The sequence below is a fragment of the Microbacterium azadirachtae genome (assembly GCF_000956545.1).
GTDB lineage: Bacteria > Actinomycetota > Actinomycetes > Actinomycetales > Microbacteriaceae > Microbacterium > Microbacterium azadirachtae.
The window spans coordinates 14,605-30,057 of record NZ_JYIT01000048.1; the positions used below are offsets into that span (position 1 = coordinate 14,605).

General features: G+C 68.1%; 13 protein-coding genes and 1 tRNA gene. 6 read left to right on the forward strand and 8 right to left on the reverse strand.

The annotated features are described in order from the left end of the window. Window positions 1-9: 9 nt before the first annotated feature. Genes RL72_RS01775 through RL72_RS01785 form a run of 3 tightly spaced genes read right to left on the reverse strand, consistent with a single transcriptional unit; the run spans window position 10 to window position 3,710 of the window. Window positions 10-1,671, reverse strand: a complete 1,662-nt coding sequence (locus RL72_RS01775) for an extracellular solute-binding protein (protein WP_169748193.1) — start codon at window positions 1,669-1,671, stop codon at window positions 10-12. Window positions 1,672-1,720: 49 nt separating this feature from the next. Beyond that, on the reverse strand, window positions 1,721-2,671 hold the full coding sequence (locus RL72_RS01780; RefSeq protein WP_248700335.1) for a carbohydrate ABC transporter permease: 951 nt from the start codon (window positions 2,669-2,671) through the stop codon (window positions 1,721-1,723). Next, window positions 2,661-3,710, reverse strand: a complete 1,050-nt coding sequence (locus RL72_RS01785; protein WP_211256006.1) for an ABC transporter permease — start codon at window positions 3,708-3,710, stop codon at window positions 2,661-2,663. Before RL72_RS01785 ends, RL72_RS01780 begins: the two co-directional genes overlap by 11 nt. Window positions 3,711-3,934: 224 nt before the next feature. On the opposite strand from RL72_RS01785, the gene RL72_RS01790 reads away from it, so the two are divergent. Beyond that, entirely contained in the window at window positions 3,935-4,957 is a 1,023-nt protein-coding gene (locus RL72_RS01790; protein ID WP_248700336.1) for a hydroxyacid dehydrogenase, read from the forward strand. Between the two features lie 56 nt (window positions 4,958-5,013). After that, window positions 5,014-6,117, forward strand: a complete 1,104-nt coding sequence (locus RL72_RS01795) for a LacI family DNA-binding transcriptional regulator (protein ID WP_045249090.1) — start codon at window positions 5,014-5,016, stop codon at window positions 6,115-6,117. Window positions 6,118-6,390: 273 nt separating this feature from the next. On the opposite strand, the gene RL72_RS01800 is transcribed toward RL72_RS01795, so the two are convergent. Next, the gene (locus tag RL72_RS01800) at window positions 6,391-8,208 is read right to left on the reverse strand and encodes an ATP-dependent nuclease (protein ID WP_045249091.1); all 1,818 of its coding nucleotides are present in this window, start codon (window positions 8,206-8,208) and stop codon (window positions 6,391-6,393) included. A 105-nt stretch (window positions 8,209-8,313) separates the two neighbouring features. Here RL72_RS01800 and RL72_RS01805 point away from each other — a divergent pair, with 105 nt between their 5' ends. Further along, the gene (locus RL72_RS01805) at window positions 8,314-9,831 is read left to right on the forward strand and encodes an SNIPE associated domain-containing protein (RefSeq protein ID WP_248700337.1); all 1,518 of its coding nucleotides are present in this window, start codon (window positions 8,314-8,316) and stop codon (window positions 9,829-9,831) included. A gap of 47 nt (window positions 9,832-9,878) precedes the next feature. Here the strand turns inward: RL72_RS01805 and RL72_RS01810 are convergent. Beyond that, window positions 9,879-9,951, reverse strand: a tRNA-Arg gene (locus RL72_RS01810). A 150-nt stretch (window positions 9,952-10,101) separates the two neighbouring features. On the opposite strand from RL72_RS01810, the gene RL72_RS19015 reads away from it, so the two are divergent. Further along, on the forward strand, window positions 10,102-10,638 hold the full coding sequence (locus RL72_RS19015) for a hypothetical protein (RefSeq protein WP_052674119.1): 537 nt from the start codon (window positions 10,102-10,104) through the stop codon (window positions 10,636-10,638). 1 nt (window position 10,639) lies between these two features. On the opposite strand, the gene RL72_RS01820 is transcribed toward RL72_RS19015, so the two are convergent. Continuing rightward, on the reverse strand, window positions 10,640-11,026 hold the full coding sequence (locus tag RL72_RS01820) for a DUF1304 domain-containing protein (RefSeq protein ID WP_045249092.1): 387 nt from the start codon (window positions 11,024-11,026) through the stop codon (window positions 10,640-10,642). Between the two features lie 29 nt (window positions 11,027-11,055). Here RL72_RS01820 and RL72_RS01825 point away from each other — a divergent pair, with 29 nt between their 5' ends. Next, complete coding sequence (locus RL72_RS01825; protein ID WP_169748195.1) at window positions 11,056-11,841, forward strand: alpha/beta fold hydrolase; 786 nt, start codon at window positions 11,056-11,058, stop codon at window positions 11,839-11,841. A 40-nt stretch (window positions 11,842-11,881) separates the two neighbouring features. Here the strand turns inward: RL72_RS01825 and trmB are convergent, their stop codons facing one another. Together trmB and RL72_RS01835 are read right to left on the reverse strand one after the other, a co-directional pair. After that, window positions 11,882-12,607 carry a tRNA (guanosine(46)-N7)-methyltransferase TrmB gene (gene trmB, locus RL72_RS01830; protein ID WP_045249093.1) on the reverse strand — a complete coding sequence of 242 codons (726 nt, stop codon included), beginning with the start codon at window positions 12,605-12,607 and terminating at the stop codon, window positions 11,882-11,884. 80 nt (window positions 12,608-12,687) lie between these two features. Continuing rightward, window positions 12,688-13,551 carry a DUF3097 domain-containing protein gene (locus RL72_RS01835; RefSeq protein ID WP_045249094.1) on the reverse strand — a complete coding sequence of 288 codons (864 nt, stop codon included), beginning with the start codon at window positions 13,549-13,551 and terminating at the stop codon, window positions 12,688-12,690. A gap of 126 nt (window positions 13,552-13,677) precedes the next feature. Between RL72_RS01835 and RL72_RS01840 the strand changes: the two genes are divergently transcribed. After that, on the forward strand, window positions 13,678-15,453 hold a 1,776-nt coding region (locus RL72_RS01840), incomplete at its 3' end, for a TPM domain-containing protein (protein WP_045249095.1).

The window sequence follows — 15,453 nt, forward strand, 5'->3', positions numbered from 1 at the left end:
CGCTGCGTCTCAGGCGCTCGGGGACGGACTCGCCGTCGCCCCGCTCAGCGCCTTCTGGAACTCGGCGCGGATGGTATCGCCGCCCGCGCTCTTCCAGGTCGAGATCGCGCTCTTCACGTCGCCGAGCGAGCCGCGCCCGGCGATGAAATTGGTCACGGCGTCAGAGACCGGCTTGGCGATCGTCAGCCCCTGCTTCGCGTTGGTCGGGCTGAACAGGCCGACGGTCGGATCCGCCACGCCGATCGGCACCAGCTTCGAGTATGCGTCGTGGAGCACCCTGATGGCGTCGGGGAACTGCGGCGAGTACAGCGTGTTCGGGCCTGCAGCCAGGTACTTCCACGGCACGGCGGTGTTCAGGGGCGCGGCGGACGTGGGGATCGGGTTGCCCTTGCCGTCGCGCGTGTAGTCGGTGCCCTCCGCGCCGTAGTTCATGAGGAGATACTCCTCGCTGCCGAACGGCGCCGCGAGGAAGTTCGCGACCTGCAGCACCTGCTTGATGTGATCGGCGCTGCCCTTCTTCACCATCGTCCAGGCGAAATCGATGTTGTCGAGCCATACCGTGGCCGTGCCGCCCGTGGCGCTGAACGGGATGAACGGCGCGACCTTGTTCGCGGGGTTGGCCGCGGGCACGGTCTGCTGGTAGCCGCCCGGCTTGCCGAACGCCGGCAGCCCGTCGTAGATCTGCGCGACCTGGCCGGAGATGAACGCGTTCGACATCTGCGACTTCGTCCAGCCCTCGCTGCCGGGGGCGAAGCATCCCGCCGCGTAGAGCTTCTGCACGAAGGACACCATCTCGAGGTACTCGGGCGTCTCGATGTCCTTGACGAGCGTGCCGTTCTTGAGCCTCCAGTTGAACGGCACGTGGAAGATGTGCTCGAACGGGATGAGGCCGAACTTGGTGCTGCCGAGCGCCCAGCGGTTGGCTCCGGTGAGCTGCTTGGCGAGCGCCAGGTAGTCGTCGGCGTTCTTGATCGTCGAGGTGTCCGTGACGCCGGCGGCCTCGAAGAACGTCTGGTTGATGAACCCGGATCCGCCCGTCATGCCGCGCGGGATCGGGATGCCGTAGAGCTTGCCGTTCTGCACGGCCGGCTTCCAGAACGCCTGGGGGATGTTCGCGAGGTTCGGGTAGTCCTTCGCCTTGTCCCCCGCCAGGAACGGCGTCAGATCCTGGCACGCCGACTCCAGGAAGCCGATGATGTCGGCGATGGCGGCGCCGTCGTTGAGCATCAGGTCGGGCATGTCGCCGCCGGCGATCACCGTGTTGAGCTTGGTGTCGTAGTCGTCGCTGGAGACGGCCGTGATCTCGACCGTGCCGCCGATGCGCTTGTTGATCTCCTGCCACGCGGGGTTGGATGCCGCAGGAGTGGGCGGCGGACCGAAGATGTTCGTGATCGCCGTGATCTTCTGCCCCTTGAGGAAGGGCGCGGGAACGGATCGGAACGGCGTGGCCGGGTAGTTGAAGAACGCCGCAGGGACCCCCTCCGCGGTGCCCGCGAGATCGGGCGTGATGCCCTTCAGCGGGATGTGCTTCGGCAGCACCGAGGCCGAGGCGGCGGAGGCGTTGAGCGAGCCCTTCGTGCCGCAGCCGGCGAGCGAGCCCGCGGTGACGACGCCGAGGACGCTGAGGGCGGCGAAGGACAGGAAGGTCCGCCGGTTCGTTTCGAGAGCCACGATGGGCACCTTTCTTTACAGGGGGTGGATCGATCGGGTGGAGCGGGCCTCAGCCCTTGACGGCGCCGGTCAGGACGCCCTTGGTGAAGTACTTCTGCAGGAACGGGTAGACGAGCAGGATCGGGATGACGCTGATCACGACCACGGCCATCTGGATGGCCTGGGACGGAGCGGAGATCTCCCCCGCCGAGGCCGTGTCCAGCGGCGATCCCAGCAGCACGTACTGACGCAGGATCATCGACAGGGGCCACATGTCGCTGTTGAGGTAGAGCATCGCGTTGAAGAACGCGTTCCAGTAGGCGACGGCGTAGAACAGGCCGACCACGGCGAGCACGCCCTTGGACAGCGGCAGCACGATCTTCACGAGGATCCGGAAGTCGCCGGCCCCGTCGATCCTGGCCGCCTCGAACAGCTCCTGCGGCAACCCCATGAAGAACGAGCGGACCACCACCAGGTTGAACGCGGAGATGAGGGTGGGCAGCACCAGCGCCGCGTAGCTGCCGAGCAGGCCGAGCTGCTTGACCATGAGGAAGCTCGGGATGATGCCCGGCGTGAACAGCATCGTGAACAGCGCCGTGAGCAGGATGAACCGGCCGAAGGCGAGGTCGCGGCGGGAGAGCCCGTAGGCCATGCCCACGGTCGCGGCCAGCGAGCAGAGGGTGCCGATCACCGTGATGAGCATGCTCCGCACGAGCGCCGCCGTGACGATGCCTCCCGAGAAGATCGTCTCGTATGCGGCGAACGTCGGATGCAGCGGGAACAGCACGAGCCCGTTGGCGTTCGCGATGTCGGTGCTGTCCGAGAGGCTCGTGGAGATGACCGTGAGGAACGGGTAGATCGTCGCGATGCAGATCAGCGTGACCACCACCGCCTTGCCTGCGGTGCCCAGGCGGCTCGGCTTCTCCATCCACGCCGGCCGCACCGACGCGGTCCGCCGTCCCCCGCGTCGGGTGCGGGGCATCACGACCGCCCTGGTCGTCAGCTGAACGTCACTTGCCACGGGAGTACACACCTTCCTGACCGAACAGATGGGCGACCTTGTTGGCGCCGAGCACGAGGGCCAGGCCCACGACGCCCTTCACCAGGCCGACGGCCGCCGCCGGGCCCCATTGCCCGTTCTGGATGCCGTGGTAGTAGACCCAGGTGTCGAGCACTTCACCGGCTCCTGCGCCGACGTTGTCGCGCTGCAGCACGATCTGCTCGAAGCCGACCGAGAGGATGCTCCCCAGGTTCAGGATCAGCAGCAGGATGATCACCGGCATGATCCCCGGGATCGTGATCGTCTTCATGCGCTGCCAGGGCCCTGCGCCGTCGACGGCCGCGGCCTCGTACAGCTCCTGGTCGATGTTCATGAGCGCCGCGAGGAAGATGATGGTCCCCCATCCGGCGTCCTTCCAGGCGGACTGGATCGAGACGAGGAACGGGAAGAACCAGGGCGTGGTCATCGCCTCGAACGGCTGCAGGCCCATCGCCTGCATGAGGTGCGGCACGACACCGGTCGCACCGAGCACCTGCCCGAAGATCGACACGATGATCACCCAGCCGAGGAAGTGCGGCAGGTAGACGACGCTTTGCACGAACTTGCGGATCCGATCGGACATGATGCTGTTCAGGAGCAGCGCCAGCACGATCGGGATCGGGAAGAACAGCACGAGCTGGAGTCCGGTGATCACCAGGGTGTTGCGCAGCGCCTGCCAGAACGTGGGATCTCCGAAGATCTTCACGAAGTTGTCGAGACCGACCCACGCACTGTCGATGAAGCCGAGGTAGGGCTGGTAGTCCTCGAAGGCGACGATGCTGCCGGGCAGCGGAAGCCAGTGGAAGACCACGAAGTACAGGAACCCCGGCGCGATCAGCAGGAGCATGACCCTGTCCCGCTTGATCCGCTGACCGAGGGTGCGCTTGCGATGCGCGGGGACGCTGCCGGCCGCCGCGGCGCGACGGCGCCCCCTCGACGCGGGACGCACGGGACGCACGTCCGCGGCGCCCTCGCCCGGAGTCGTCGTGCTCTGCACGAGCGGCTCGCTGTAACTGCTCATCTTCGACCTCGACCTGCGACGGGAAACTTCATCGTTGTCCGCAAGAGCCAGAAAGCGCTTGCTGTGCTGCGAACGTACCCGACGGAATCGACACTGTCAACGATCGCGCGGGAAATCTCTGCTTCCTTGATTTCTCAAGCCTCAAACCGACGCAGACGCACGATCGCGGTGGACGCACGGCATAGTATGCGCTTACTATCTGGATGCAGAAAGAAAGGATCGCCGTGGATCACACCGCCCCACCCTCCCGTCCTTCCGCCGTGATCGTCATGGCGGAGCAGTCGTTCCGGGAGGTGTTCTCCGAGACCGCGCTCGCCCGGCTGAGCACGGCCGTCGAGCTCGTGGGGCCGCTGCCGATCACCGATTTCGACTCCCCCGAGCGCAGGGACGCGCTGGCCGCCGCACGCATCATGCTGACGGGCTGGGGAGCACCCCGCGTCGATGCCGCCGTGCTCGACGCGGCCCCGCGGCTGGAGGCGGTCGTGCACACCGCCGGCACGGTCAAGACCTTCCTCGATGCCGAGGCGTTCGCGCGCGGCATCCGGGTGAGCACGGCCGCGGCGGCGAACGCCACGCCCGTCGCGGAGTTCACGTTCGCGGCCATCGTCTTCGGCCTCAAGCGCGCGAGCCGCTTCGCGCACCAGCTGCGCACCACGCGACGGCACCGCTCGGTGGACGGCGTGCCCCCGCTCGGCGCCAACGGCGTCACGATCGGGATCCTCGGCGCCTCCCGGGTGGGACGCGAGGTGATCCGCCTCGTCTCACGGCTGCAGGCGCGGATCCTGGTCTGCGATCCGTACCTCTCGACGGCCGACGCGGCCCGCCTCGGCGTCGAGGTCGTCCCGCTTGAGGAGCTGTGCCGGCGCAGCGACGTCCTCACCCTCCACGCCCCGAGCACTCCCGACACCCGCCGCATCATCGGAGCGGCCGAGCTGGCGCTGCTGCACGACGGCGCGCTCGTGGTGAACACCGCACGCGGCGCCCTCATCGACACCGAGGCGCTGACCGCGGAGCTGGTCAGCGGACGGCTGGACGCGTATCTGGACGTGACGGATCCCGAGCCGCTGCCGCAGGACTCCCCTCTCTACGCACTGCCGAACGTGGTGCTCACGCCCCACATCGCGGGCGCCCTCGGCAACGAGATCCACCGGCTGGGCGACTCGGCCGTGCGCGAGGTCGAGCAGTACGTTGGTCGAGGGATCCTCGCGCACGAGCTCCGTGCGGACGAGCTGGCGTACACCGCCTGACCGGTGGAGCGCGCGATGAGACGGAGCGGACCTCGGGTCCACGAACGGAGGATGGGATGAGGGCGCAGGAGGATCGCGCGGGAGCCGGCGCGGGGCACACCGTGACGATGTCCGACGTCGCCGAGCGGGCCGGCGTGTCCTCGGCGACGGTCTCCCGGGTGCTCAACGGCAACTACCCCGTGGCGCAGGCCACTCGCGACGCCGTGAACCGGGCCATCGACGACCTCGGCTACACCGCGAACGCGCACGCGAGGGCGCTCGCCAGCTCGGCGACGCACAGTGTCGGCATCATCGTCAACGATCTCGTGGATCCGTTCTTCTCCTACATCGTGCGCGGCGTGGAGCAGGAGGCCTCGACCACCGGCCGGCTCTGCATCGTGGCGGCCTCGCAGGGCGACGTCGATCGGGAGATCGAGCTCATCGACCGGATGATCAGCCAGCGTACCGATGCGGTCATCGTCGTCGGCGGCGGCTACGACGATCCGCGCGCCCGCCGGCGCATGGCCGAGCGCGCCCGCACGCTCGCCGGCATCGGCTCCACCCTCGTGCTGTGCGGCCGCCCGTCCGTGGGCGAGCAGGCGCCGACGAAGATCGTGGGCTATGACAACGAGGGCGGGGCGTTCGCCGTCACGCAGCACCTCATCGCCCAGGGGCACCGCCGGATCCTGTATCTCGGCGGTCCGGTCGGGCTGTCCACGAGCGTCGCCCGGCTCGCCGGCTTCCTCCACGCGATGCAGTCCCACGGCTTCGACGTGCCGCCCGAGCTCGTTCACCAGGGCGCCTTCGGACGCCGGTTCGGGCACGCGGCGATGGGCGAGATCCTGGATGGAAGCCCCGACATCACCGCCGTGTTCGCCGCGAACGACCTGGTCGCCGCCGGTGCCCTGGACGCGATGACCGCGCGCGGCATCCGCGTCCCCGAGGACATGTCGCTCGTGGGCTACGACGACATCCCGCAGTCGAGCGAGCTCACCCCGAAGCTCACCACCGTGCACGTCCCCCTGGAGGACATGGGCCGGGAGAGCGTCCGCCTGGCGCTCAGCCGCACCGACGACGCGTTCGGGCGTCACGCCGAGGGCGAGATCATCGTCGGCACCCGCCTCATCGTGCGGGACTCGGTCGCCGCTCCCCCGGTCACGCCGTGGCGACCGGTGCGCTGAGGAGCGGGGGCCGCAGACACGCGCCGGACAACGAAGAAGGCCGCCCGGATGGGCGGCCTTTCCTCTTCGTGGGTTGTACGCAGAAGGTGTTTTGCCGCGTGATTACGGGGGGGGAGTTGCGGAGCCGCTCTTCGGACGGTCCTACATGGACCGCTGTAATCCTCTACAGGGCCCACGAGCACCCGAAACCGGGCGCTCATCACGAGCAACTGTGGTGGGTGCCGTACTCCCGCTCGGCTTCCGACCGCTTGCGGCGGTGGTCGAACGGTGGCGTCACTGACTGCGCGCCCTTAGCGCACGCGCAGGTAGTTCACGACGGAGGGTCTTGTACGAAGTTGGCAGAAGGCGGGGAGGCACGTTCGCGATGGCGTCAAGAAGCACTTCAGTCTTCTTGATCTTCTTGGCCCGAGTAATCAGGAGCTCTGCCTGATGACGCTGCGCACCGCGCAGATGGAAGTGGTCGTACATGCGTTCGCGCGTCGTCGTTGCGTTCACCGGGTCAACCTCAAGAGCCCACATGAATGTAAAGAACCCGCGATCGGCGAGCAGGGACATTGCCTTCATCGGTTGTTCGAGCAAGAGCTTCGACAGTTCCTGACGCTCGTAAGGCGTAGGTACGATCTCGTTGAGGAGGCAATCCGAATGAACCGTTTCCGAGAACTGAGGGAAGCCGCGAGCGTCTTGACTCAGTTTTCTCTCTCCTGCTCGGTAGTGCAAGAAGTAGTCGCGGTCGATGACGAATGCAGCTTCGATGCCAAGTCCCCGCAGCAGGTGAAACATGAAGTCGATGCTGCGCCCCTTCACCCCATCGAGCGCGACGATGCTGGTGCCAATCTCCTCTGCAGGAGTCCCGGCATCCTCGAGAAGCCTGCGGACCACTGCGGCGTCTACGGGTCCTTCGGTGACAACGACGTAGTCGGCAAACAGGAAGTCAGAGTTCCGTCGGCGGTGGAAAGTGTAGTAGTTGTCTCGGTCTAGCCCATGGTCAGTGAAGAACGTTCGACTGATCTGAGACACCCGGACTTCGAGGTCCCGCTTCTTGCCAACCGTTCTTTTGCATAGCACGACGTGCTCGTGGTCGAGCATGTCGACGATGGTGGGGGAATGTGTCGTGAATACAACCTGGAGGCCTAGATCGCGCAGTCGACGCACCAGTTGTTGCTGGGCTTGTGGGTGGAGGTTCTGCTCCGGTTCTTCGAGTCCGAGGATGTAGTTCTTGCCTTCCAGCTGTGCCAGATAGGAATACAAGGCGAACACCGCCATGCTTTGGGTGCCGCTGCCCGCCTCGGCGAGCGAGATCTGTTGGCCACCTTCCCGGACTGTCAGCTCGAGGTTCTGGAGCAGCACACGATAGTCAGGAAGGCTCGCGTGACCGAGTTCGAAGGTGAAGGGCCCTTCCAAGGGCGCGATCTTACGGAGTTCCTTCTGGAGACCGGAGAGCGACTGCGTGCGAAGTTGCTCGGCCAGCGAAGCGATCTTCGGACTCTTGTTGTCGCGTTGGCTGTGACCGGACAGCCATGCCCGTACTGCAGTTTCGAGCAGGCCGCTGGTGGGCGCGTGCGCAATCTCGTGGTCGCGGCGAGTAGGAACGAGCGCGTAAGTGATGTGGGATCGAAGGGCGTCACGGAATCTCTGAAGCTCTGCCGCGGTCGTGAACTTCACCCAGGTCGTGGACTCTAGTACCTCCCACACAGCCTGTCGTCGGTACTTCAACCGAGCGCGAAGTTCGCCTGCGGAGTTCACCCCGCGGATCCCAGAGTTCTTCAGACCGCTGATAGTGACGTCGATAACGGATTGCGTCGTGGAAAGGTACCGGTGGTGCCCGGACTCAAACGCGTCCTGCTCTGCCTCAAAGTTGAAGAAGGCGTTGAGAGCCCTCAGGAGGGATGTCTTTCCAGCCCCGTTCTGGCCTACGAGCGCGACGGTGTCGCCCAACTCGATATCGGCTGCAGCAATCGCTCGAAACTTCTCGACACGGAGGCGCGAGAGGGACGCGCCGACTGACGGAGCACTGGCAGTCATATCGCCTTTCAAGGATTGTTCATCGGCTACGCGGAAACGACCGACACTCAACTTTATTTCACTGAACATATTGCAAGGAGCGGTTTCGTTTGTGGAGGCACTCCTTCATTCCAGGAACTTGAACGAAGGAGCTCTCGAAGCTTGAAGTCTGCCGAACTGCGATAGTTTGACCGAGTGACTAGCGAGACTGTGCAGCCAGGTTGGTATCCGGACCCCTCCCAGCAGTTCGAGCAGCGCTACTGGGACGGCATCACTTGGACGGAGCACGTCTTCGCCGATGGCGCGCAGTCGGTCGCCCCGATGGCTCGCAGCCGCGCAGAAGCTCGCGCGCTCGCGGCGCGAACCGAAGCTGAGGCTCGCCCGTCAGTCAATGCGGCGGCGGAGGGAGTAGTGAGCGTATCGGCGACCGTGCCCGCGGGCGCGCAGAACGCATTGGTCCTGGAGAACATCCCGCTGGTCGGCGCCCGCAAGCATGCCGAGAAGCTCCGCTCCGAGGTCGCGCGCCTCCAAGGACTCATCGACCAGTACGGGCTCCAGGACGTGGCTGCCCTCGATGACCTGAAGCGTCACCTGAACCAGGAAGTCGATGGCGTGCGGGGACAGATCGCCGCCGCTTCGGCGGAGCTGTCGTCTCGTCAGGCCGACATCGCGGCCACGGAGGCATCACTCCTCGACCTGCGCGGTGCCGTCGAGGTCCAGGAACTTGGCCTCTATGACTTCGAGCATCCCGCCGAAGACTCTGTCTCCCTAGCCACGCAGCTCGAAGCGCTGCGTGCAGACATCAAGACGGCCGTCCGCACAGGTCGCGCGACACAAGCGACGACCAACTTCACCTTCAACAACAGCACGGCGAAGGGAGCAAAGTTCGTCCGCGACATGTCGAAGCTCATGCTCCGCTCCTACAACGCCGAAGCCGAGAACTGCGTAAAGGCGGTCCGTGCAGGGAATCTGTTCACCGCTCAGAAGCGTCTCACCACCGCGATGGAGCAGATCGCCCGCCTCGGCACCATGATCGACTTGAGAATCACGTCCTACTACCATCAGCTCCGATTGCGGGAACTCGAACTCGCAAACCGGCACCTCCGCGCGGTCCAAGAAGAGAAGGAAGCTGAACGCTCACGCCGGGAAGAGCTCCGCGAGCAGCGCAAGGCCGAGAAGGAGCTCGCGGCGGAGAAGGCCCGACTCGAGAAAGAACGTGGTCACTACGCCAATACCATTGCTGCCCTCGAAGCAAACGGCGACCACGAAGGTGCTGAGCGCATGCGGGCACGCCTAGCGGATGTCGAGCACGCCATCGAAAACGTCGACTATCGTGCGGCCAACATCCGTGCCGGCTACGTGTACGTCATCAGCAATGTGGGATCCTTCGGCCCCGACGTGGTGAAGATCGGCCTCACCCGGCGACTCGAACCGATGGATCGCGTGAACGAACTCGGAGATGCGTCCGTGCCATTTCGGTTCGATGTTCACGCGCTTTTCTTCGCCGACGATGCCGTCAGCATTGAAACGATGCTTCACCAGCATTTTGCGGACCGGCGTATCAACCAGATCAATTTGCGGCGCGAGTACTTCCGCGCCACGCCCACCGAAGTCCGCGAGGTGTTGAAGGCGCACTCCGTCGAGCTACTTGACTTCAAGCTCGAGCCCGCTGCAGAGGAGTACAGGGCGACCCGGGCACTGCAGGGAAACTAGCATCATCCACGAAGAAGGCCGCCCGGATGGGCGGCCTTTCCTCTTCGTGCCCCCGACAGGAATCGAACCTGCGACCTACGGTACCGGAAACCGGCGCTCTATCCGCTGAGCTACGGAGGCGTACCGAACGAGCCTAGCATCGGATCCGCGGCTCCTCCGCACGCGTCGGATCCCGGTAGTGTCGCGGGGAGCCGACCGATCGATGAGGACCCGATGAGCGCTTCCGTCCCCCCGTCCCCTTCGCCGCACCCTGTCGCGGAGGAGCCCCGCGTGCCCCGCGGAACGCCGGTCTACACCGTCTGGGGATGGGTCAACGCCTGGACGACCGTCGCGGCGGTCGCCGTCTCGGCGATCTCGATGTGGCTGGTGACCGGCCCCATGCTCACCTACATGCGGCGCCTCGTGGAGCTGAGCAGCGGGCCCGCCTCGGGGACGAGGCTGCCACCCGGCACGGTGTTCGCGGTCATGTCCGAAACGATGCCGGCGATCATGATGGCCTCGACGATCGGCACGCTCCTGGGCTGGGCGATCTACGCTCTCGCCGTCGTCGCCGGCTACCGGGACTACGTGCAGCTCGGCCGGCTCGGATATCCCCGGCGCTTCCACTGGGCGTGGAGCTTCCTCTCCCCGGTGTATCCGATCGGCCGCGCCGTCGTCGTGCGCCGGCAGGCGGGAGCGGGCTCGGCAACGTTGTGGATCGCCCTCGCGGCGACCGCCGCGAGCCTCCTGCTCAGCTTCGGATGGTCCTTCTGGCTGATCTTCGCGGTCTTCGACGTCATGCGCGCGGGGCTGGGCACGATCGCCTGAGTCAGAACGCGGCCACCACCAGCAGCACCACGGCGATGAGCGGGAACAGTCCCTGGACGCTCGCCGCGCGGGCCTTGGACCGGTCGGACAGGATCAGCACGAGGGCGGCCGCGAGCATCGACCCCGTGCCGGCGAGCATGAGGGCGAGGCCGACGGGCACCGAGGCGGTCACGGCGATCACGATGCCGATCACGGTCACGATCGCGAGGAACAGGTTGTAGAACCCCTGATTGAACGCCAGCGGCCGCGTGGTCTCGGCGTCCTCGGCGGAGGTCCCGAAGACGCGTCGCGTGGACGGGTGCGTCCAGCGGACGGACTCCAGCACGAAGATGTAGACGTGGATCAGGGCGGCGAGCCCGGCGAAGACGCATCCGAGGATCAAGAGCATGCGCCGATTCTGCCGCGCGTCGCACGCCGATGCGAGAGGCGCGCGCTACCGGTGGTGCGTGTGCACCGGGGCGGCGGTCGCGGGAGGCTCCCCGACCCGCCATCCTCCTCATCCCCGGCCACTGGCTGGGCGCCTGGGCCTGGGACGCCGTGCGGGAGCATCTCGACGCCATGGGTGAGCGTGCGGTGGCGCTGACGCTCCCCGGCCTCGACCCCGGTGATCCCGGACGGGCGGCGCGGACCCTGGAGGATCAGGTCGCGGCGATCCTCGACGCCCTCTCCCGGAACGGCGTCTCGGCGAGCGCGCCCGCGATCGTCGTCGCGCACAGCGGGGCGAACTTCCCGGTCACGCTCCTGCTCGACCGTCATCCGGAGCTCGTGCGGCGCGTGGTGTGGGTCGACTCCGGTCCGGTGTCCTCGGGCAGCGCGTTCGCCGCCGGGTTCCCCGAGGAGACGGCGGACCTTCCGCTTCCCGCCTTCGACGTCCTCGGACGGCAGGCGAGCCTCGAAGGGCTGAGCGACGAGGACCTCGCACGGTTCCGAGCCCGAGCCGTCGCCGAGCCGGGTCCCGTGCTCCGCGAGCCCGTCGAGCTCACCGACGACGCCCACACCCGGATCCCCGCCACGCTGGTGTGCTGCTCGATCCCCGGCGCACGGCTGAGGCAGCTGGCGCAGGAGGGCCACCCGATGTTCGCGGAGGTCGCACGACTGGAGCAGCTCGACGTCATCGACCTCCCCACGGGGCACTGGCCGATGTGGAGCCGCCCCCGCGACCTCGCCGAGGTCCTCCGCGCCGCGGCCTCTCGCACCCGCTGAGCGCCGCGCACGTCGGAACCGGACCGCGCCTCCGGCGGGATCAGCCCCGCGGCACCCGGCGGTAGGTCAGGTCGCGGATGTCGCGTCCCTTCGCGATGCCCTTGCGCTCGAACGCGGTCATCACACGCCCGTCGAAGCGCTCGGCCCACTCCCCCTCGAAGGCGCGCTCGAACTCGGGGGCCTCGTCGAGCACTTCGCGCATCTGCAGCGCGTAGTCCTCCCAGTCCGTGGCCAGCCGCAGCACGCCGCCGTCACGGATCGCCGCGCCCGCGGTCGCCCCGAAGCCGGGGCGCACCAGCCGGCGCTTCGTGTGCCGCTTCTTGTGCCAGGGGTCGGGGAAGAAGATCCAGACCTCGTCGGCCGCGCCGGCCGGGAGGTACGTGGCGAGCACCTCCGGCGCGTTGGCCTCGACGAGCCGGAGATTGCGCACGCCCTCGCGATCGGCATCGAGCATGGTCCGGGCCAGGCCCGCCCGGAACACCTCGACCGCGAGGAAGTCCCGGCCCGGGTGCGCGCCGGCGGCGGCCACGATGGCGTGCCCCTGGCCGGATCCCACCTCGACGGTGAGCGGCGCCTCGCGCCCGTACGCCGCGGCGGGATCGAGCCGCGCCTCGGGGTGCACCGAGGTCCAGGCCACGTCGCGGGGCACATCGAGCACGTAGAAGCCCGCGAGCTCCGCGAAGGCCCTCTCCTGCGCCTCGGACATGCGGCCGCTGCGGCGCACGAAGGAGACCGGCTCATCACGGAAGGTACGCGGTTCGGGCATCCCTCCAGGGTATCCGCCGTCGCGGCCCGCGGCGGGCCCCGGCGCCGCCGCCCGCCCGGCGCCGCGCGCCGAACGCCCGCTCATCGCCGCGTCCCGGCGGACCCCGCCACCGGCTCCGTCACGAAGTCGATCAGCTCCTCCACCCGTCCGAGCAGCGAGGGCTCCAGATCGAGGTAGGTCGTGACGCGGGAGAGGATGCGCTTCCACGCGTGCGCGATGTCGGCCTGCGAGTCGGCCGGCCACCCGAACGCGCGGCAGATCCCCGTCTTCCAGTCAGTGCCGCGCGGGATCTGCGGCCACGCGCTGATGCCCATCGCCGCCGGCGTCACGCACTGCCACACGTCGATGTAGGGGTGCCCCACGATGCGCAGGTGCGGGCCGTGCGGGCCGCGCAGGATCTGCTCCACGATCCGGGTCTCCTTGGACCCGGGGACGAGGTGGTCCACGAGCACTCCGTAGCGGCGATCCCGGCGCGGCGGCGCCTCGGTCAGCAGCTCCTCGAGGAGGTCGACGCCCTGCAGGTACTCGACGACGACGCCCTCGACGCGGAGGTCGTCTCCCCACACCTTCTCCACGAGCTCCGCATCGTGCCGTCCTTCGACGAGGATGCGGCTGGGAAGCGCCGTGCGCGCACGCGCGTCGGCGACGGCGAAGGATCCGGAGGCGGTCCTCCTCGTCGCGCCCGCGGCGGCCTTCGAGGGGTGCACGAGACGCACCGGCTCGCCGTCGATCATGAAGCCGGCCCCGAGCGGGAAGAGGCGGCGGCGGCCCCGGTAGTCCTCGAGCTCGACCTGCCCGCCCTCGATGCGGGTCACCGCGCCGCAGAACCCGTCCACGGCGACCTCCACCACCAGATCGCGGTCGGCGGGGACGTCCACGGCGACCTTCGCGCCGCGCTCCCGCCACCCGGCTGCGAGCACATCGGATCCGTACCTGTCATCCATCGGGAATCAGCCTACCGAGCGCACCGGCCGGTCTCCCCTGTCGTGGTGCGGGCGGGCAGGAGAAACACACGGTGACACGCCCTAGACTCGCTCGTGGGGGCTCTCCGGGTCCCGGGAGGAGCGAAGATGCGCGCACGCTGGGCTGTCGTCGTGGGTGTGATCCTGGGTGTGCTCGGCCTGTCTCTCGCCGCGGCCCCGGCGATCGCCGCCCCGAGTGCGACTCCGGCGGCCTCCCTCCCCGCGGCGGCTCCGGTGACCCTCGGCTCCGACTTCGTCACCGACGAGGCCGGCGTGCTGAGCGGCACGGAGAAGAAGGACCTGGACGACCGCCTCGACGCGCTCAGCCGCTCGCAGAACATCCAGCTGTTCGTCGTCTTCGTCGACACGTTCTCCAACCCGGACAACAGCCAGGAATGGACCAACCAGGTCGCGATCGACAACGGTCTCGGGCAGCAGCAGTACCTCCTCGCGGTCGCCACGCAGTCGCGGCAGTACTATCTGTCGGCGGACAAGGCCGGGCCCGTCCCCCTCTCCCGCGTCGATCAGATCTCGCAGTCCCTCGTGAACGACCTCCGCGCGCAGGACTGGGCCGCGGCGGTCCGCACGGCGGCCGACGGCTTCTCCGGATCCGGATCCGGCGCCTCCGACCTCGGCGGCATCCTACTGATCGTCCTCTGCGTCGTCGCGGTGATCGCCGCGATCATCGTGCTCGTCGTGATGCGGCGCAGGGCGGCGGCGCGCGTCAAGCAGGCCGTTCCGACCGCGGCCGGCGATCCGCTCGACGCGATCAGCGACGAGGAGCTCGCCCGGCGGGCGGGACTCGCCCTCGTCCACACCGACGACGCGATCACGTCCTCCACCGAGGATCTGGGATTCGCGACCGCGCAGTTCGGCGACGCGGCCACGAGCTCCTTCACGGACGTGGTGGCCAAGGCGAAGGCGAAGCTCGACGAGGCGTTCTCGCTCAAGCAGAAGCTGGACGACGAGATCCCCGACACCGACCAGCAGCGCCGCGAATGGCACCTGCAGATCATCCGGCTGTGCGAGAGCGCCGACACCGCGCTCGACGCGAACGTCGCCGCATTCGACGAGCTCCGCAAGCTCGAGCAGAACGCCGAGCAGGCCCTCGTCCAGTTGAGGGCGCACCGCGAGGCCGCCGCCGCAGCCGTGGCCGCCGCGCCCGCCGCTCTGCAGGCGCTCGCCGCCGTCTACGACCCGTCGGCGCTGCAGGCGGTGGCCGGCAACCCTGCCGAGGCCGCGAGCCGTCTCGAGCTCGCCGACACGAGCATCGCCCAGGCGGCCGAGCTCGTCGCCCAGGGAAAGCGCGGCGAAGCGGCGTTCGCGATCCGCACGGGCGAGGAGGGCGTGCTGCAGGCCTCGCAGCTCGCATCCGCCGTCACGACCCTGCACACCGACCTCGCGGCGACCGAGGCGCAGGCGCAGGCGCTCATCGCCAACCTCGAACAGGATCTCGCCGGTGCCGCGGCGCTTCCCGCCTCCCCCGAGCTGAACGCCGCCGTCGCCGCGACCCGGGCCGCGCTCGATCAGGCCCGCGCCGACGCGACGGGCACCGGGCGCCGCCCGCAGGCGGTGCTCGAATCCCTCACCGCGGCGAACACCCGCATCGACAGCACGGTCGACGCGATCCGCAACGCCCAGCAGCAGGCCGAGCGCGCGCAGCAGGTGCTCGAGCAGACCCTCACCCAGGCACGCGCCGAGATCTCCACCGCCAACAGCTACATCACCACGCATCGCGGCGCGATCGGCCCCGACGCGCGCACCAGGGCGGCGCAGGCCTCCGCGGAGTACGACCAGGCCGAAGCGGCCCGCGTCGCCGACCCCGCCGCAGCCCTGCAGCACGCGCAGCGCGCGATCGCCCTGGCCCGTGAGGCCACCCAGCTC